We start from the raw sequence: 16,739 nt of genomic DNA, 5'->3' as shown, positions 1-16,739 counted from the left end.
GGTGCTCGGCAAAATGCTTCACTCATTAATGAGATAAGTCCATGGCCCACCCAGAAACGATCCCAGCCGCCCCGTCCTCGTTCCCGGCGACTGAGCTGACGAACGCTTTCGTCGCCTTCCTGTTTTCCGCCTCGGCGCCGGTAGCCATCATCCTGAGCGCCGGCGTGAAAGGGGGTCTCAGCCAGGCCACCCTCGCCTCCTGGATCTTCGCGGCCTTTGTGCTCAACGGCATTCTCACCATCGTGATGTCGGCCATTTACCGGCAACCATTGGCCTTTCTCTGGACCATCCCGGGCGCGGTGCTGGTCGCAAGCGCCCTGCAGCATCTGCCCTTCGCCGAGGTCATCGGCGCCTACCTGCTGACCGCCGCGCTGATGCTGGTGCTGGGGCTGACGGGCTGGGTCGGCGCCATCATGGACCGCATCCCCATGCCCATCGTCATGGGCATGGTCGCGGGCGTCTTTCTCAGCTTCGCGCTGGACTGGATCCGATCGTTCGCCTCCGATCCCTGGCTGGCAGGCGCCATGACCGCGACCTTCTTCGCGGTCTCGTTGTTTCCCGCGGTGCAAAAGCGGCTCTCTCCCATCATCGGCGCGCTCATCGCCGGCGTGTGCACGCTGGCGTTCACCGGCAGGACGCCCGCGCTGGAACATGTGACGTTTGCGACCTCGTTGGCAAGCCCGCAGTTCTACGCGCCGGTGTTCTCGTGGGCCGCCGCGTTCGAGCTGGTGCTGCCGCTTGCCGTGACCGTGATCGCCGTGCAGAACGCGCAAGGCATTGCCGTGCTGCGCAACTCGCTGCACCGCCCGCCGGTCAACGCCATCACCAATGCCTGCGGCGTGTTCTCGGCGCTGACCGCCTGCCTGGGCTGCGTCTCCACCTGTCTGGCCGGGCCGTCGAACGCCATCATTGCCTCTGGCGCCAACGCGTCACGGCATTGGCTGGCCGCGATCTTCCTCGGGGTCATGGTGATCGTGTTCGGCCTGTTCTCTCCCCTGGTCACGCAGGCGCTGCTGGCCACGCCCGCGGCCTTTGTCGCCACGCTGGCGGGCCTGGCGCTTCTACGCATCCTGCAAGGCGCATTCCACACCGCGTTCCGCCAGCACTTCACGCTGGGCGCCCTGGTTGCCTTCCTGGTGACGCTGGGCGGCCTGCCGCTGCTGGGCATCGGCGCGCCGTTCTGGGGCGTGGTGTTCGGCGTGGCGACCAGCTTCGTCCTGGAGCGCGGCGACTTTGCGAAGCAGCCGGCGGCTTGAGATTGCTTGCGCAACACCGCTCCCCTCAATCGATTCGGTTCTTCATCAGGACGATGGCTTCTCCAACCAGCTTTTCCTTGAAGAAACGCTGGTTCTTCGCGATATTGCCGTCCGCCGTCAGCTGATACCCGGTAACGAAGACCGACTGGCTGACGTTGCCGCCTATGGCCAACGCGACTTCGGTGCCTACCGCCACAATGATGTCGGAATGGCTGGGAGCTTCCGGATTCTTTGAGGCTGCGAGATATTGATCGAACGTGTAGGGCTTGTCCCGCCAACTGCCGATGATGTCGCCGACCTGCGGCTTTTCTTCCGCTATACGTACGCCCCAAAACGGCGCGGACTTGTCCTGGCTCGCCCGCTTCTTGATGGCATCCCACATGTACGCCGCGTGACCGATGGAACGCTTGAACGCCTTGAATTCCGGGATGACCTTGGCCGCATTGCTCACCATGAGAGAAATAGCGACGGCGGACCAGGGATAGCCGGTGTCCTTTCCGCTCAGATTCTTGCCCAGCGCCTTCCACATCTCGTGGATGTAGCTGCTATAGGGTTCGACGGTCTCCTTTCCCCGCCCTTTGTCGAATCGTAGCCACTGTTCCACCGCCGCTGCCACGAGCGTCTCGCGAGCCCGGGTATCGGGTGGCCGCAGGGTTGGCTGCCTGGCTGTGGGGGCCCACTTGAATTTCGAATCCGCCAGGCCATCGACCGCATAGCCTTCGACGGTCAAGCCGCCCATTTGCGTCCGAACATGGTGCCAGCCCGCGGGTGCATCCCCTAGATCGTCAACCTCCTGGCCCAACGTCAGGCTACCGACAGGCGTGTTGTTCTCGGTGCTGGGAATGGACCGCAGGTTGACTGCCTCGACATTGACGAAACGCTTCATGAAACGCTCCCGGAGCTCCTCGGACATGGGCAGCCGCGCACGCCAGGCCGAGCAGATGTTGTCTGTCTATCCAAATGCCAAAAGAGACGCAGATTCCAGAATGCCGCGTGGACCGACGGTACGCGAAAACGTCCCGACTAGCCCTCCTCCGGTCGCATGAGAGGCGCAGCCGCGGATACCATCCGCACCAAATATGGGAATGCCGGAATTCCGACAATCTCCCCCAATGCCATAAGCACATCACTTAGTTGGAAATTGCGAATCGGTCGTTTGGCCAGGCGGCCAACTCCCGTAATGTGACCTGTCCGCGCCGGCCTTGCCGAATCCGCAAGGCGCCGCGTCCGTTTCACTCTCGGAGACCCGCATGAACGACCGGCTGCACCGTACCCAGGCTTCCCGATCCGCCGCGATCAAGGCGAAGCTGGACTATCCCGTGATCGATACCGACGTACACGTCAACGACTACGCGCCCGTGCTGGAGGACTACATCCAGCACTATGGCGGTTCCAAGCTGGTGGACGTGCTGCGCAAGACGCAGGGCTCGCGCTTCGCCACCAAGTCCCAGGGCAAGGACTGGTACCAGCAGACCCCGGAGGAACGGCAGCGCAACCGCACGCTGCGCTCGCCCTGGTGGGCGCGCGTCACGCGCAACACCCTGGACCTGGCGACCGTCACGCTGCCGGAGCTGCTGTACGAGCGCCTGGAAGAACAAGGCTCGGACTACTCCATCCTGTTTCCCAACGACGTGCTGGCGCCGCTGGGCGCGGGCGACGAGTATCGCCAGCCGCTGCACCGCGCCATCAACCACTTCCATGCGGACCAGTACCGCAAGTACAGCGACCGCCTGACGCCCGTGGCAGGCATTCCGCTGAACACGCCGCAGGAAGCCATCGAGGAACTCGAATTCGCGGTCAAGACGCTGGGGCTGAAGGTGGCCAACATCCCGGGCGGCGTGCGCCGGCCGATCAAGGCCATCGCCGACAAGTACCCGCCCGCCGAATTCCCGGAGATCGCGCGGCATGCGTCCTATGTGGATTTCTTCGGCCTGGACAGCGAGTACGACTACGACCCGTTCTGGGCCAAGGCGGTGGAGCTGGGCGTGCCGCTGGCCACCCACTACGGCAGCCAGGGCTGGACCGGGCGTCACTCCATCAGCAATTACATGTTCAACCATATCGGCCACTTCGCCGACGGTTCCCAGGCCTTTGCCAAGGCGCTCTTCTTTGGCGGCGTGACGCGGCGCTTTCCGAACCTGCGCGTGGCCTTGCTGGAAGGCGGCGCCGACTGGGGCGCGCATGTGTACGCGCACCTGGTGGACCGCTGGGAAAAGCGCAACCGCAACGCCGTGCAGCAATACAACCCGGCCAACGCGGACGTGGAGCTGCTGGCGGACCTGTTCGAACGCTACGGCGCGGACCTGCTCAATGGGCGCGAGCTCAACAAGGACACCCTGTTGCGAGACAGCCTGGGCCTGTCGGCGCTGCACCACAGCCGCGACCCCCAGGGCGATGAACTCGACGACTTCGCCGCGGCCGGCATCGAAAACGTAGAGGACATCCGCAAGCGCTGGGTCGACAGCTTCTATTTCGGCTCGGAGGCCGACGACCGGACCATAGGGGCGGCCTTCAACGACCGCGCCAATCCGCTGAACACCAAGCTCAACGCGATCTGGTCCTCCGACGTCGGCCATTGGGACGTGCCGGACCTGACCGAGCCGCTGGCCGAAAGCTGGGACCTGGTGGAAGACGGCGTGATCTCCGCGGCGGATTTCAAGGCCCTGGTGTTCGACAACCCATACCGCTTCTACACCCAGGCGCATCCCGACTTTTTCAAGGGCACGCGCATCGAACAGAAGCTGCAGGCGCGCGCCGAAAAGCGCGCGGCCTGACCTTATCGCGTACCCGCAATCCCGCCCGCCGGCACATGCCGGCGGGCGCCTAGTCCTGCCCGCGGCCGGCGCCTGCCAGCCCGGACCTGTCTTTCATCATCGATATACGGAACGACCATGCGCACCCTGCTCTCTCCCCGCAGCCTGATTTCACGCCTGATGCTGGGCGCAGCCTTGTGCGCCGTCAGCCTCGCCTCCCTGGCCGCGCCCGACGTGGTCCGCATCGGCGTGGCGACCGCCGGCGGCGGCGACCCCATCACCTGGGGCGGCTCGCCGGGCGGCGTGGCGCGCGCCAACAACTGGCTGGAGGAAGCCTTCAAGGGCACCGGCACCGAAGTACAGTGGCTGTTCTTCAAGGGCGCAGGCCCCGCGGTCAACGAAGCGCTCTCGAACAAGCAGATCGATTTCGCCTACCAGGGCGACCTGCCGTCGGTGGTGGGCCGCTCCAACGGGTTGAAGACCCGCATCCTGTTGGGCAGCGGCGTGCGCAACAACCTGTACGTCTCCACGCCCAAGGACTCCCCGCTGCAATCGCTGGACGACCTGAAGGACCGCAAGGTGTCGATCTTCCGCGGCACCAACGGCCATCTGGTCGCCATCAACGTGCTGGCCTCGCGCCAGCTGACCGAACGCGACATCAAGGGCGTGAACCTCGACACCGGCAGCGCGCAAGCGGCGCTGGTCTCCAACGGCGTGGATGCGGCCTTCGGCGGCTATGAATACTTCAAGCTGCGCGACCAAGGCCTGGCGCGCATCATCTATTCGACCAAGGGCCAGGATCCCTCGTTCACGCGCCAGGCGTCGCTGCTGGTGCGCGAGGATTTCGAAAAGGAGAATCCCGAAGCCGTGCAGCGCGTGGTCGACGTGTTCGTGCGTGCGGCGCAATGGTCCTCGGACGAGCAGAACCGCGATGCGCTCTTCAATATCTGGGCGCGCAGCGGCACGCCTTACGCGTCCTGGCAGGCAGAGTTCGACGGCGAAGTGCTAGCCGTGCGCAATTCGCCGCTGCTGGACGAGTTCCTCGCCGCGCGCTACCAGGCCGTGGCGGACGACGCGCTGAAATTGAAGCTGATCCGCCGTCCCGTGAGCGTGGACGGCTGGTTCGAGCCGCGCTACCTCGACGCCGCCTTGCAGAAGGCCAATCTTGCCGCCCGCTGGACCGCGTTCAATGCGCAAGGCCAGCCGGCCGCGGGCGAGCGCCAGGCCAGCGCCGCCGCACGATAAGGAGCCGCCATGTCGGGAAACACGCTTAACGCCCCATTTGCGTCCGCGCGGCGCGGCCCGCGCCTGGCGCCTGCCGCCCTGCTGCGCAACGCCGGCGGCCGCCTGCTGCCCTGGCTGCTGCCGCTGGCCCTGCTCGCGCTTTGGCAGCTGGGCGCATCGCAGGGCTGGATCTCGCCGCAGGTGCTGCCCTCGCCCGGCTTCGTCTGGCTGACCTTGCAGGATCTCTACAGCAGCGGCGACCTCTGGCTGAACGTGCAAGCCAGCATGCAGCGCGTGCTGGTGGGCTTCGCGGCCGGCAGCGCGCTGGGCCTGGCGCTGGGCGCCGCGATGGGATTGTGGCGTCCACTGGAAGCCTACATCCTGCCCACCTTCAATGCGCTGGTGCAGATCCCGGTCCTGGCCTGGCTGCCCTTCGTCCTGCTGCTGGTGGGCATAGGCGAACCACTGAAGTACATCCTGATCGCCAAGGCCGCGCTGGTGCCGGTGACGCTGAACACCTTGCAGGGATTCCGGCAGACCCCGACCAGCCTGCTGGGAGTGGCCCGCGTCTATGGCTACACGCGCCGCCAGCAGGTGCTGGAAGTCGTGTTGCCCCACGCCCTGCCGACGCTCTTCACCGGCTTGCGGCTGGGCTTCACCAAGGCCTGGCTGTCGCTGGTGGTGGTGGAGTTGGTCGCGTCCAGCGAAGGACTCGGCTACCTCATCGTCTACGGCCGTCAACTGTTCCAGCTGGATCTGGTGATGGCGGCGGTGATAGTGGTGGGCGCCATCGGCTACGCCATCGACAAGCTGCTGGACCTGGCCGAAACCCGCGCGGGCGGCGGCCAGGCCGCTACGCGCCTGGGCGCGGCGGCCACCGGAGCCCGAACATGACCGCGGCGTTCATCTCCACGCTTCCCGTGGTCCGACGCGGCAGCGCCTGGTTGCGCGCGCGCTGGCGTGGCCTGGTGCTGCCCGCCGCCGCCATCCTGGCCTGGTGGGCGCTGGCGCGGCTGGACTGGGTATCCACTCCGCTGCTGGTGTCGCCGGGCAAGGTGCTGGAGACGGCGGCCAGCCAGATATCCTCGGGACGGCTGTGGCGCGCGCTGAGCGCGAGCCTGGCGCGCGAATTCACCGGATTCGCAATAGGCACCGCGCTCGGCCTGATACTGGGCGCGCTGCTGGGACTGCTGCCGTTGTTCAACCGCATCGTGGGTCCCAGCTTCAACACTTTCAAGCAGATCTCGCTGTTTGCCTGGATCCCCCTGATCTCGGTCTGGTTCGGCCTGGGCGACGTGGCCAAGGTGACGTTCCTGTCGCTGGCCGCCCTGGTGCCCGTGGTCGTCAATACCTGCGATGGCATACGCAGCACCCCCACGGCGTTGCTGGAAGTGGCCCGCGTGTACGGCTATTCCCGCTGGCAGACGCTGCTGCACGTGGTCCTGCCAGCGGCCGCGCCTTCGATCTTCACCGGCGTGTACCTGGCGCTGATCTACTCCTGGCTGGCGACGATAGGCGCGGAGTACCTGCTGGTGGCCGGCCACGGCATCGGCAACACCTTGATCGAAGGCAGCGAACACTTCCAGATGGACCTGGTGATCTTCGGCATGTTCGTGATCGGCCTGGTGGGCTGGTCCATGAATGCCTTTGCCCGCGCGCTGGAGCGCAGGCTGGCGCGGCACCGCTACGGCGCCGCCTGATGGAGTAGGAAAGGAATGACGAGCATCTTCGGCAAGGAATTGAACATCCGCGGCGTGGGCAAGCGCTATGCCGGCCCGGGCGACGGCGCAGAGGCGCTGCAAGTCCTGCAGGACATCAACCTGGACGTGCCCGCCGGGCATTTCGTCAGCATCGTGGGCGCCAGCGGCTGCGGCAAGTCCACGCTGCTGCGCCTGATCCTGGGGCTGGATGGCGACTACGCCGGCCAGATCCTGCTGGACGGCAACCCAGTGCGCGGCGCGGGCCTGGACCGCGGCATCGTATTCCAGGACCACCGGCTGTTTCCGTGGCTGAACGTGGAACGCAACATCGCGGCGGCGCTGCGCAACGCACCGCTGTCGAAGGCAGAAAAGCGCGAGCTGGTGGCCGAACACATTGCACTGGTCGGCCTGCAGGGGTTCGAGAAATCCTACCCGCACCAGATCTCGGGCGGCATGGCGCAGCGCGTGGCGATCGCGCGCGGCCTGGTCAACCGCCCGCGCGTGCTGCTATTGGACGAGCCGCTGGGCGCGCTGGACGCGTTGACGCGGTCGCGGCTGCAGAACGAGTTGCAGCGCATCTGGCAGCAGGAGCAGATCACCATGGTGCTGGTCACGCACGACGTGGAGGAAGCCGTGTTCCTGGGCGACCGCGTGGTGGTGATGCAGCCGCGCCCGGGACGCATCCGCCGCATCGTCGACGTGGATCTGCCGCATCCGCGCAACCGCAGCGATCCGCGCTTCATCCGATTGCGCGACGATGTGCTGAGCGATTTTCTCGATCCAGATGGGCGCGTGGCCCGCCATGAAGAACAGCCGCCTGGCGGCCTGGCGGCCACGGTGGGCGCACTGCCCGCGTTGGGGCGCTTGCGCATGGCTTGGTAGTTTCCTTGCGCACAAAGGCAAGCCGGCGGCAGCCGCCGCCGGCTTGGTTGGTTCAGGCGTCAGCCGCTCAATCGATCGACGCGCCCGCCACCTTCACGACCTTCCCCAGCCGCGCATACTCTTCCGCACCGAACTCCGCCAGCGCCTGGCGCGACGTGGGCGAAGGAATCGCACCACGCGACTCCAGCATCTTGCGCACCTCGGGCTGCTGCAGCGCGCGGTTGACCGCCGCGTTCAGCTTGTCCAGCACGGCCGCCGGCGTGCCCTTGGGCGCGTACAGGCCGTCCCAGGCGAAGAACTCATAGCCCTTGACGCCGGCTTCGCTGATCGTGGGAATGTCCGGATTGGATGCCACGCGGTCCGGCGTCGTCACGCCCAGCGCCCGCAGCTTGCCCGCCGCAATCTGCCCCGACACGTTGGGCATGACGTCGATCATGAACGAAATCCGCCCGCCCAGCAGATCGGTCATGGCCGCGCCGCCGCCCTTGTAGGGAATGTGCATGACCTTGGTGCCGGCCATCTGGTTCAGCAGCTCACAGGCCAGATGCGAGGACGTGCCGTTGCCGGCGGAACCGCAGGTCAGCTCACCCGGATTGGCCCGGGCGTAGGCCAGCAGCTGCGCCAGGGTCTTAAAGCGCTCGTCGGTGGCATTGACCACCAGCGCCGCCGCAATGACCGTGAAACGCGAGATCGGTTCGAAGTCCGACGGCGCATAGCCCGGCGACTTGTACAGCCAGTGATTGGTGGCCTGCGTGCCATTGGTGCCGTAGGACAGCGTATAGCCGTCGGGCTTGGCGCGCGCGGCGATCGAAGTGCCGATATTGCCGCCCGCGCCGGGGCGGTTCTCGACGATGATGGACTGCCCGAGCTCGCGCGACAGCGGCTCCGCAACCAGGCGCGCCAGGGTGTCGCCGCCGCCGCCGGCCGCGAACGGCACCACCAGCGTGATCGGATGGGTCGGCCAGTCGGCCTGTTGCGCCTGGGCGCCGGACACGACGGCCGCACAGGCGGCCGCCAACATGCAATGCAAGATTCTTGAGGGTTTCATGGTTTGTCTCCTGGGGTATTTACGGTACGCGCCCATTGCTTTTTGAATGGTCCGGACGCGTGAGGAACAAGGATTCGGAATGTGCGGGATCTCCGTGATGTCAGGCCGTCATTCCGGCGGAAGATGGCGGCGGCTGCTTTTGTCCGCCAGCCGCCAGCCGCCGTCCGTCTCCACCAGCACGTCCTGGCACTCGCGGATGGCGACCAGGCGCGGCGCGCCGCCCTGCTCGTGCGGCACGCTTTCGTAGGCGGTCAGGAAGTAGCCGACGGTGGCGCGCGCGCCAGCCAGCTCGACCAGTCGCAGATTGGTAATGACGTGGCAGGTGCTGCGCTCGGGCACGCGGGCATTCAGGGCTTGCAGGATTTCCTGGCGGCCGGCAAGCCGGCGTCCCTGCCGTTGCCAGACGCCGTCCTCGGCCATGAGCGCGGCTGCGGCCTCGTGCCGCCGCGTGTCCAGGGCATGGAAGAATTCCAGCACCACGGATTCGCAGGCTGTCTTGGCCAGCATGGGCAAAATCGGGTTTTCCATTGCGATCCTCATCCGATCTGGGCGCTGGCAAGCGGCACGTCGGGCCGCCCGAGCAACGCCGGGTCCAGGGTCGCGCGCTGCGCGATCCATTTGCGCAGCTGGCGGAAATCGCGGGCTGCATCCACCGATACGCCGGCCACGGCGCGGCCGCTGGCGTCCAGCGCCACCGACAGCAAGGCGCGCTCCCCAGCCTGCGGCCGCAGCACTTCGCTGCAGGCCAGGCCCGGGAATCCGACGATCTGCACCATGGCGTCGTATTGTTCCGACCAGACGGCGCCGGTCGGCGCATAAGGTTCACCCAGGCCCAGGGCCGACAGCGCGGCGGCCGTGCCTTGGTCCTGCGCGTTCTGCCACGACTCCATGCGCGCATGGCCGTCCTCGGCCGTCAGCACCGCGACGTCGCCCGCCGCATAGACGTCCGCCGCCGAGGTCCTGCAGTACGCATCGACCAACACGCCACGCTCGCAGGCCAGGCCGGCTTCACGCGCCAGTTCGTCATTGGCCCGCAGGCCCACGCCCAGCACGATGGCGTCCGCGTCCAGACGCGTGCCGTCGGCCAGTTCCGCCACCGGGCGGCCGTCCGTCTGCGCCAGCACCGCGCGCAGGCAAGTGTCCAGGCGCAGGTCCACGCCATGGGCGGCATGCAGCGCGGCCAGGTGCGCCGACACCGCAGGCTGCACGCTGCGGGCGCACAGTCGCGGTCCCTGCTCCAGCACGGTCACGGCGCTGCCGGACTGACGCGCCGTCGCCGCTACCTCCAGCCCGATCCAGCCGCCCCCGACCACCACCAGGCGGCGGCCCGGGCCGAGGCTGGCGCGCAGGCGCAGCGCGTCGCCGCGGGTGCGCAGCACGTGCACGCCGGGGCCATCCACGCCGGGCAGCGCAGGCACGACCGGCCTGCCGCCCATGCACAGGATCAGCTTGTCATAGGCGATGCTGCCGCCGTCCGAGGTATCCACCTGCCTGTCGGCCACGCGCAGCCGCGTCGCCGCCACGCCCGGCCGAAACTCGATGCGCAACGCCGCCAGCCGCTCGGCCGAAAAAAGCTCGGTGCTTTCGGGCACGGCCTGGCCGCCCAGCACCGCCTTGCTCAAGGGCGGGCGTTCATAAGGCGCGTGGGGCTCATCGCCCAGCAGCACGATGCGGCCTTCGTAGCCGCGTTCGCGCAAGGTCGCCGCGGCCCATCCGCCCGCCTGGCCGGCGCCGACAACCACGATGGCGCCCGAGTTCATGCGCCTTCCGCCTTCAGGTAGACGGTGCCCGAGTCCACCCGCACCTCGTAGCGGCGCAGGTCCGTGGTGACCGGCGGGCATTGCGGCTTGCCGGTACGGATGTCGAAGACGCCCTGATGCAGCGGACACTCGATGGTGCCGTCTTCCAGATAGCCGTCGGCCAGGCTGGCGTTGCCATGCGGACAGCGGTCCTGCGTGGCGCAGATGTCGCCTTGCAGGTTGTAGAGGCAGACGCCTTCGCCTTCATGCACCACGCGCAGGGTGCCGGTGTCGGGCGAAATGTCCGACACCATCGCCACAGGTTTCCAGGTATCCATGCTCACAGCCCCATCGCCTTGCGGTAGTAGTCGTAGAAGGAGCGGATCAGCACCTCGGTCACCATGTAGTCGGCGGGCTCGGTGTCGCGGCCGCCCATCTCGATGATGCCGCGCTCTTCCGGATAGCCGGTGACGCCGATCTGCACCTGGTTCAGCATTTCGCTGTCGTCCATCGACACGAAGCCGGCCGGGCCCAGCAGGTTGGCGTGCTTCAGGCGCAGGCGGGTCATTTCCTCGTCGTCGTCCTCGTAGCCGTAATAGGTGAACACCAGTTCGTGCTCGGTCGGGCTGCGCGGAATGACGTGGCGGGTCTTGAGCGAGTTGGCCTGGATGCCGAACTGCGCGGCCGGGAACACCCACGCGCCACCGACGCGGCCGCGGTTGAACTCGGCGCGCGGGGTCACGGTTTCCAGGTCCAGCAGCTCCAGGTCGTCACGGAAACGGCTCATTTCCGTGGTGGCCTCGGTCTTCTTCTTGCCCTCGTTGTGCGACACCATCACGCTGTGCGCGCCGCCGCCCGTGGGGATGCACTCGGACTTGGAGTCCGCGCGCCACAGGCCGAAGGTGATGTAGAAGGTGTGCAGCAGCGTGGCGTGGTACGGATCCTTCAGGTTTTCCAGGTACATCTTCCAGTTGCTGGGGATCAGCTGGCGGCTGTATCCCAGCAGCTTGAGCGGCTTGCCCGGCAGCATGTGGTCGATTTCCGCCAGCACTTCAGGACCGCAGTAGTCCTCGAAGCTGGGCGCGTCCTCGGCGAAGGTGGCCCAGATCGAGCCGCCGCGGTTCACGCTGCGCAGCTTGCGGATGCCGTTCTGCTTGGGATCGAAGTCGCGCGGCATGCCACCCTTGCCCATGGCGCCGCGGCGAAACGGCACGCCCTGCAGATTACCGTTCAGGTCATAGTTCCACTGGTGGTAGGGGCAGGTGAAGTCCTCCACCTTGCCGGTGTTGTGCCAGCAGATCTGCGCGCCGCGGTGCGCGCAGCGGTTCTCCAGAACGTTGATCTCGCCTTCCGCGTTGCGGACCATGACCACGGGGCGGTCGCCGATCCAGTTGCGCTTGTAGCAGCCAACTTCAGGCACTTCGCATTCCAGGCCCACGTAGTTCCAGGTCTTGCCGCCGAAGAACACGTCCATCTCCTTCTTGAAGATGGCGGGATCGGTGTAGACCCAGTTGGGGATGCGCGTATAGCCTTCCTTGGGCCAACGGCGCTCGATGTGGATGGGAGCCGCCGCCGGAGCCTCTGGCGCGGTCGAGTGGGTACAGGTCATGATGGGTATCCTCGGGGCGGATTCAGATGGGAACGATGAGCGAAGTGCGCACACGATAGTTGTCGTACACGCAGTCGCGGCGGCTGAACGCCAGGCCCTCGGGCGTCACGCGCACCACGTCCAGATAGCGGCCCACCATGTTCAGGGTGGGTTCGCGGTCGGACAGCGACTCCAACACCGCAAAGTTGGCCTGCGCCACGATGTGGTCGCCCTGCACTTCCAGCACGCGCACGCCGCTGATGAAGTGGCGCAGCGAACGCGGCTCGAACATGGTGGTTTCGCGCAAGGCCGTGACGCGGTCGCGCACCATGTTCTTGTTCATGCAATAGATCAGGCCCAGGGGCAGGCCGGCGTCATGGTTCTCGCGCGACAGCACCCGGTAATGGCAGTCCTCGGTGAAGAAGGCGGGCCAGTCCTCCAGCCGGTCTTCGTCCAGGCAGTAGGCGTAATCGTCATAGAAGTCCCGCAGGCGCGCGCGCAGCGACGGGGTATCGGAAAGCTCGGTCATGGTCATTGCGGATCCAGGTATCGGTTCTAGGAAATCGCGTCCTATCGGGCCGCGGCCAGTTGCGCGCGGTTGCTCTCGAAGCCGCTCTGGCTGCCCAGCGCCAGGATGGGTTCCTGCATGCGCTCCTGCCAGATCAGCGACTCCATGGCAATCTGCAGCGGATGGTCCTGCACCGTCAGCGCGGAGGTGGTTTCCGTACCCGAGTGATGCGAATGCATGGCCCAGCCTGGCGCCGACAGGATCAGGTCGCCCGCCTTCCAGTCCAGCCGCGTGCCATTGACCTTGCTGTAGCCGTTGCCGCGCAGGTAATAGTTGATGGCCGACGAGCTGTGGCGGTGCGGCACGTGGTGGTTGTCGGGCGGCGACGAGGAAATGGTGGCGAAGAAGCTGTGCGTGGTGCCGATGCGGCGTTCGGTGGCCGGGTTGTACAGCACGAACAGGCGGCGGCCGTTGTAGCCGCGCGCCATGTCCTCGACGCTGGGCAGCTGGCGCGACACCGCCGACCAGGGCCAGTGCAAGGCCTTGGATTCCAGCACGTCGATGTCGATCAGCCACTCGTAGCCCAGCAGCCATGCGCCCTCGGGCGTGATCTGCTCGCGCAGCGCCAGGTCGCGCGAACGGGCCGCGTCGGGCGCGCGCGGCGGCACCGGCTTGGTATTGGCGTCGGCCGGCGGCACGCTGCCCTCGAACTCCTCGACGTAGTGGATCTCCAGCTTTTCCAGGAGCGGCGCGTTGGAGTACGACAGGCGTACCCACGGCGTCTTGCCTTCGTTACGGTAGGAATGCACCTGCATGGCGGGGGTGTTCCAGACGTCCCAGTGCCCCACGCGGATGTCGCGCCCGGCCACCGTGGCCACGCCCTCGCCGCTGATACAGATCTCCAGCATGTTGGAGTTCTTGCGCAGGTTGAAGGTGCTTTCACCCGGATTGACCACGTTGATGGTGACGTCCGTTCCCGGGGCCAGGCCCAGGCCCGGCGCCGTGGCTTCCGGGTGCACGATGAGGGAGGCGCGGCGGCCGTTGTCCGGCCGGGGCGCATCGGTCAGGCGCGCGATCTCAAGATCGATGTCCTCTTTGGGGATGACGATGGACTGCCATTTGTTTTGTTCCCGCGGACTGGCGCCGCTGATATCGACGAACATGTATGTCTCCTCTTGCCGCCGGCGCCCCGCGCCGGCTGTGCGGTTATGCGAATTCGGTTCAGGGCTGCGCCAGCAGCAGGTTCTCGCGGGTCTGGGGCGGCAGCGCCACGCCCAGGCCATGGTCGCGGGCATGCTCGTACACCACGCGCGCCATCGCCAGGTCGGACAGGCCCATGCCCATGCCCTTGAAGATCGTCAACCGTGCGCCTTGCGGACGGCCCTCTCCCGCGGCGAGCAGGTCGCTCAGCACGGTCACGCCCTGCCATGGCGCACCGTCTGCGCCAAAGCGCTCGCGCAGTTCACGCGAACCGCGGCGGGCGTTTTCCAGGTCGTCCACCACCACGCGGTCGGCGCGTTCGAACACGTCCTGCGCGAACTCGGCCTTGGCCGGCAGGATCGCGCCCACGGCGTTCAGGTGCCTGCAGTCGGCCAGCATGGCCGCGTCCACGAAAGGCTCGACGGCGCGCGTGATCAGGGTGACGATCTCGGCGCCGGCCAGCGCCTGTTCCAGGCTGGCCGCTTCCTCGACCTCGAATCGATACTTGCCTTGCACGCTGGCGACAAAGGCGCGGCGCTTTTCCGGCGTGGGGCTGTAGACGCGCACGCGGCGCAAGTCGCGCACGGCGGCCAGCGCGGCCAATTGGGTGACGGCCTGCGGGCCGGTGCCGATCAGCGCGGCGCAGGCGGCGTCAGCCGGCGCCAGCGCGCGCGTGGCGACCCCGCTGATCGCGGCGGTGCGCAGCATGCCCAGCGCGCGCGCCTCGATCACGGCGCGCAGAAATCCCGACTCGGCGTCGAACAGGCTGAACAGCGAGCCTCCGCCGCTCTTGGTATGGACCCAGGTCTTGAAACCCGCATAGCCGCCCGCGCCGGTCTGCACGGAGCCCAAGGCATGCATCGAGCTGCCGTCGCCCCAGGTCGCCAGCGCCTTGGGCAGGTTGCGGGCCTGCTCGCGCCCTTGCGCGACCAGCATGGCATGCAGGGCTTCGATCGCCTTGGGGATATCCAGAACCGAGACCACGTCCCGTTCCGTCAGGTACCGCAGCGCATCAGACATGCGCGTCTCCTTGTTCGTCGGCGGCGGGCTCGTCCGCCACCGTGTTGATCAGTGTTCCGAGGCCGGGAATCTCGACTTCCAGCGTGTCGCCGGCGCTCATGAAACGCGGAGGCTTGCGGCTGGAGCCCACGCCTTCGGGCGTGCCGGTGGCGATCACGTCGCCCGGCGACAGGCGGGTGAAGCTGCTGATGTAGGCGATCAGCTCAGGGATGGGGAAGATCAGGTCGGACACCTGGCCGTGCTGCATGACCTCGCCGTTGAGGCGGGAAATGACTTCCAGGCCAGCCGGGTCGCCGATCTCGTCGGCCGTGACCAGCCAGGGACCCAGCGCGCCGCTGCGCTCGAAGTTCTTGCCCGGCGTCACCTGCGCGTTGTGCTTCTGGAAATCGCGCACGGAGTTCTCGGCCATGCAGGTGTAGCCGGCCACGTGCGCCAGGGCGTCCTTGGCGGCGATATGGCGGCCGCCCCGGCCGATCACCACGGCCAGTTCGGCCTCGTAATCGAAACGGTCGGAGGCTTGCGGCTTCCACACCGCCTCGCCGTGGCCGACGAAGCTGTCCGCAAAGCGCGCGAACAGCGAGGGGTGCGCGGGCAGTTCGCGCCCGGCCTCGGCCACATGGCGGCCGTAGTTCAGGCCCACGCAGAGAATCTTGCGCGGCGCCACTACCGGCGGCAGCAGGCGCAGCCCGGCCAAGGGCATACAGGCCTGGCCAGCCGTCTCCGCGGCGCGCGCGATCTGTTCCACCCCTGCCTCCAGCGCCGCGACCATGTCGGGCCAGACCTGGGTCAGCGCCACGACCTCGGCGCCGCGCACCACGCCCCAGGCGCTGCGGCCTGCCTGAACGAAGCTGACGAGCTTCATGTTGTCTCCTGTGCTTGCGGCGGCTTATGGCATGCATCGACGGATTTCTTTGCATGCATTTATCGCTTTAACTGCACTTGAATCGCTGTTTTTCCGAATTATTGCATGCAATTTTGATAAATCGCAAGGCACGATCGGTTTTTTTATTGACTATTGCATGCAATTTTGACGGTACACTGAAAGCCCTCACAGACCGGAACCAGCCTCCCCCTCCCTATGGCCGCACAAATCGATAAAGTCATTTCCGAACTCCGGGACATGGTGCTTTCTGGCGTTCTGCAGCCGGGGGAACGCGTGGTCGAGTTGCAGTTTTCGGCGCGCCTGGGCGTATCGCGTACCCCGTTGCGCATTGCGCTGACCGAGCTTGAAAAAGAGGGCCTGCTGGAACGGCTGCCTTCACGCGGCTTCCGGGTACGGGCCTTTACGGTGGACGAAATCGGCGACGCGGTGGACGTGCGCGGCGTGCTCGAAGGCATGGCGGCCCGCCTGCTGGCCGAGCGCGGCGCCTCGCAGGACGTGCTGGACCGCTTGTCGCAGGCGGTGGACGAAGGACGCGCCCTGCTGGCCCCGGCCCGCCGCGATCCCAACACCACCGTGGATGCGCGCGCCTGGGGGCAGATCAACCGGCGCTTTCACGAGATCCTGTGCGAAGCCGCGGGCAACCGCGCGCTCTTGTCGGCGCTGGAACACAACAACAAGACGCCGCTGGCCGGCCCGGCCGCGCTGACCCTGCCATCCACGCCCTCGCTGCTGGAAACGCCGTTCGTGCTGCGTGCGCAAGCGGACCACGAAGACCTGCTGCGCGCCATTACGCGGCGCGAGGCCGTGCGCGCCGAGAACCTGATGCGCGAGCACGCCTATCGCAGCCGCGAAAACAAGCGCGTACTGCTGGAATCGCTGCGCGGCGCCTTGCCCGCGCAGCCCGGGCTGTCGGACGTCAGCGCATAAACAGGATCCAC

At 66.8% G+C, this 16,739-nt stretch carries 17 protein-coding genes; 7 read left to right on the top strand and 10 right to left on the bottom strand.

The features are described from left to right. Nucleotides 1–41 precede the first annotated feature (41 nt). A complete protein-coding gene (locus IAG39_RS13230; protein ID WP_118932659.1) occupies nt 42–1,256 on the top strand; it encodes a benzoate/H(+) symporter BenE family transporter in 1,215 nt (404 codons plus the stop codon). 25 nt (nt 1,257–1,281) lie between these two features. Here IAG39_RS13230 and IAG39_RS13225 read toward each other — a convergent pair whose 3' ends face one another. Beyond that, a complete protein-coding gene (locus IAG39_RS13225; protein ID WP_165867835.1) occupies nt 1,282–2,142 on the bottom strand; it encodes a DUF2272 domain-containing protein in 861 nt (286 codons plus the stop codon). Between the two features lie 364 nt (nt 2,143–2,506). Between IAG39_RS13225 and IAG39_RS13220 the strand changes: the two genes are divergently transcribed. From IAG39_RS13220 to IAG39_RS13200, 5 genes are all read left to right on the top strand, one after another. Further along, nucleotides 2,507–4,030 (top strand): amidohydrolase family protein, encoded by a 1,524-nt coding sequence (locus IAG39_RS13220; protein WP_118932661.1) that lies wholly within the window; start codon nt 2,507–2,509, stop codon nt 4,028–4,030. Nucleotides 4,031–4,147: 117 nt separating this feature from the next. Beyond that, entirely contained in the window at nt 4,148–5,254 is a 1,107-nt protein-coding gene (locus tag IAG39_RS13215; RefSeq protein ID WP_118932662.1) for an ABC transporter substrate-binding protein, read from the top strand. Between the two features lie 9 nt (nt 5,255–5,263). Further along, nucleotides 5,264–6,127, top strand: coding sequence for an ABC transporter permease (locus tag IAG39_RS13210; protein ID WP_118932663.1), 864 nt, complete (start codon nt 5,264–5,266; stop codon nt 6,125–6,127). Next, complete coding sequence (locus IAG39_RS13205; protein WP_187523943.1) at nt 6,124–6,933, top strand: ABC transporter permease; 810 nt, start codon at nt 6,124–6,126, stop codon at nt 6,931–6,933. Before IAG39_RS13210 ends, IAG39_RS13205 begins: the two co-directional genes overlap by 4 nt. A gap of 15 nt (nt 6,934–6,948) precedes the next feature. Then, nucleotides 6,949–7,815, top strand: coding sequence for an ABC transporter ATP-binding protein (locus IAG39_RS13200; RefSeq protein ID WP_059373457.1), 867 nt, complete (start codon nt 6,949–6,951; stop codon nt 7,813–7,815). Between the two features lie 67 nt (nt 7,816–7,882). On the opposite strand, the gene IAG39_RS13195 is transcribed toward IAG39_RS13200, so the two are convergent. The 9 genes from IAG39_RS13195 to IAG39_RS13155 form a co-directional block, all read right to left on the bottom strand. Next, entirely contained in the window at nt 7,883–8,863 is a 981-nt protein-coding gene (locus IAG39_RS13195) for a Bug family tripartite tricarboxylate transporter substrate binding protein (protein ID WP_223283247.1), read from the bottom strand. Between the two features lie 108 nt (nt 8,864–8,971). Continuing rightward, complete coding sequence (locus IAG39_RS13190) at nt 8,972–9,391, bottom strand: nuclear transport factor 2 family protein (protein ID WP_118932665.1); 420 nt, start codon at nt 9,389–9,391, stop codon at nt 8,972–8,974. Nucleotides 9,392–9,399: 8 nt separating this feature from the next. Beyond that, entirely contained in the window at nt 9,400–10,623 is a 1,224-nt protein-coding gene (locus IAG39_RS13185; protein ID WP_118932666.1) for an NAD(P)/FAD-dependent oxidoreductase, read from the bottom strand. Further along, entirely contained in the window at nt 10,620–10,940 is a 321-nt protein-coding gene (locus IAG39_RS13180) for a non-heme iron oxygenase ferredoxin subunit (protein WP_118932667.1), read from the bottom strand. Before IAG39_RS13180 ends, IAG39_RS13185 begins: the two co-directional genes overlap by 4 nt. Nucleotides 10,941–10,942: 2 nt before the next feature. Then, on the bottom strand, nt 10,943–12,211 hold the full coding sequence (locus IAG39_RS13175) for an aromatic ring-hydroxylating dioxygenase subunit alpha (RefSeq protein WP_059373465.1): 1,269 nt from the start codon (nt 12,209–12,211) through the stop codon (nt 10,943–10,945). Between the two features lie 22 nt (nt 12,212–12,233). Further along, nucleotides 12,234–12,725 (bottom strand): aromatic-ring-hydroxylating dioxygenase subunit beta, encoded by a 492-nt coding sequence (locus tag IAG39_RS13170; protein WP_118932668.1) that lies wholly within the window; start codon nt 12,723–12,725, stop codon nt 12,234–12,236. Between the two features lie 35 nt (nt 12,726–12,760). Further along, nucleotides 12,761–13,861: a cupin domain-containing protein gene (locus IAG39_RS13165; protein WP_059373468.1), complete on the bottom strand. Its 1,101-nt coding sequence runs from the start codon at nt 13,859–13,861 to the stop codon at nt 12,761–12,763. A 58-nt stretch (nt 13,862–13,919) separates the two neighbouring features. Continuing rightward, nucleotides 13,920–14,918 (bottom strand): ornithine cyclodeaminase family protein, encoded by a 999-nt coding sequence (locus IAG39_RS13160; protein WP_118932669.1) that lies wholly within the window; start codon nt 14,916–14,918, stop codon nt 13,920–13,922. Beyond that, on the bottom strand, nt 14,911–15,780 hold the full coding sequence (locus IAG39_RS13155; protein WP_059373471.1) for a fumarylacetoacetate hydrolase family protein: 870 nt from the start codon (nt 15,778–15,780) through the stop codon (nt 14,911–14,913). The genes IAG39_RS13160 and IAG39_RS13155 overlap by 8 nt, the downstream gene beginning before the upstream one ends. 216 nt (nt 15,781–15,996) lie before the next feature. On the opposite strand from IAG39_RS13155, the gene IAG39_RS13150 reads away from it, so the two are divergent. After that, a complete protein-coding gene (locus IAG39_RS13150) occupies nt 15,997–16,728 on the top strand; it encodes a GntR family transcriptional regulator (protein ID WP_054456177.1) in 732 nt (243 codons plus the stop codon). Nucleotides 16,729–16,739: the final 11 nt, after the last annotated feature.

It is taken from the genome of Achromobacter xylosoxidans, assembly GCF_014490035.1.
GTDB lineage: Bacteria > Pseudomonadota > Gammaproteobacteria > Burkholderiales > Burkholderiaceae_B > Achromobacter > Achromobacter bronchisepticus_A.
Note: the sequence above shows the minus strand (reverse complement) of the source record. Positions and strands in the feature narration are given on the sequence as shown.

Coding starts and splice junctions, on each gene's coding strand:
- IAG39_RS13150 (WP_054456177.1), top strand. CDS start 15,997: ATGGCCGCACAAATCGATAAAGTCATTTCCGAACTCCGGGACATGGTG.
- IAG39_RS13165 (WP_059373468.1), bottom strand. CDS start 13,861: ATGTTCGTCGATATCAGCGGCGCCAGTCCGCGGGAACAAAACAAATGG.
- IAG39_RS13215 (WP_118932662.1), top strand. CDS start 4,148: ATGCGCACCCTGCTCTCTCCCCGCAGCCTGATTTCACGCCTGATGCTG.
- IAG39_RS13175 (WP_059373465.1), bottom strand. CDS start 12,211: ATGACCTGTACCCACTCGACCGCGCCAGAGGCTCCGGCGGCGGCTCCC.
- IAG39_RS13225 (WP_165867835.1), bottom strand. CDS start 2,142: ATGAAGCGTTTCGTCAATGTCGAGGCAGTCAACCTGCGGTCCATTCCC.
- IAG39_RS13195 (WP_223283247.1), bottom strand. CDS start 8,863: ATGAAACCCTCAAGAATCTTGCATTGCATGTTGGCGGCCGCCTGTGCG.
- IAG39_RS13190 (WP_118932665.1), bottom strand. CDS start 9,391: ATGGAAAACCCGATTTTGCCCATGCTGGCCAAGACAGCCTGCGAATCC.
- IAG39_RS13160 (WP_118932669.1), bottom strand. CDS start 14,918: ATGTCTGATGCGCTGCGGTACCTGACGGAACGGGACGTGGTCTCGGTT.
- IAG39_RS13155 (WP_059373471.1), bottom strand. CDS start 15,780: ATGAAGCTCGTCAGCTTCGTTCAGGCAGGCCGCAGCGCCTGGGGCGTG.
- IAG39_RS13220 (WP_118932661.1), top strand. CDS start 2,507: ATGAACGACCGGCTGCACCGTACCCAGGCTTCCCGATCCGCCGCGATC.
- IAG39_RS13200 (WP_059373457.1), top strand. CDS start 6,949: ATGACGAGCATCTTCGGCAAGGAATTGAACATCCGCGGCGTGGGCAAG.
- IAG39_RS13205 (WP_187523943.1), top strand. CDS start 6,124: ATGACCGCGGCGTTCATCTCCACGCTTCCCGTGGTCCGACGCGGCAGC.
- IAG39_RS13210 (WP_118932663.1), top strand. CDS start 5,264: ATGTCGGGAAACACGCTTAACGCCCCATTTGCGTCCGCGCGGCGCGGC.
- IAG39_RS13230 (WP_118932659.1), top strand. CDS start 42: ATGGCCCACCCAGAAACGATCCCAGCCGCCCCGTCCTCGTTCCCGGCG.
- IAG39_RS13180 (WP_118932667.1), bottom strand. CDS start 10,940: ATGGATACCTGGAAACCTGTGGCGATGGTGTCGGACATTTCGCCCGAC.
- IAG39_RS13170 (WP_118932668.1), bottom strand. CDS start 12,725: ATGACCATGACCGAGCTTTCCGATACCCCGTCGCTGCGCGCGCGCCTG.
- IAG39_RS13185 (WP_118932666.1), bottom strand. CDS start 10,623: ATGAACTCGGGCGCCATCGTGGTTGTCGGCGCCGGCCAGGCGGGCGGA.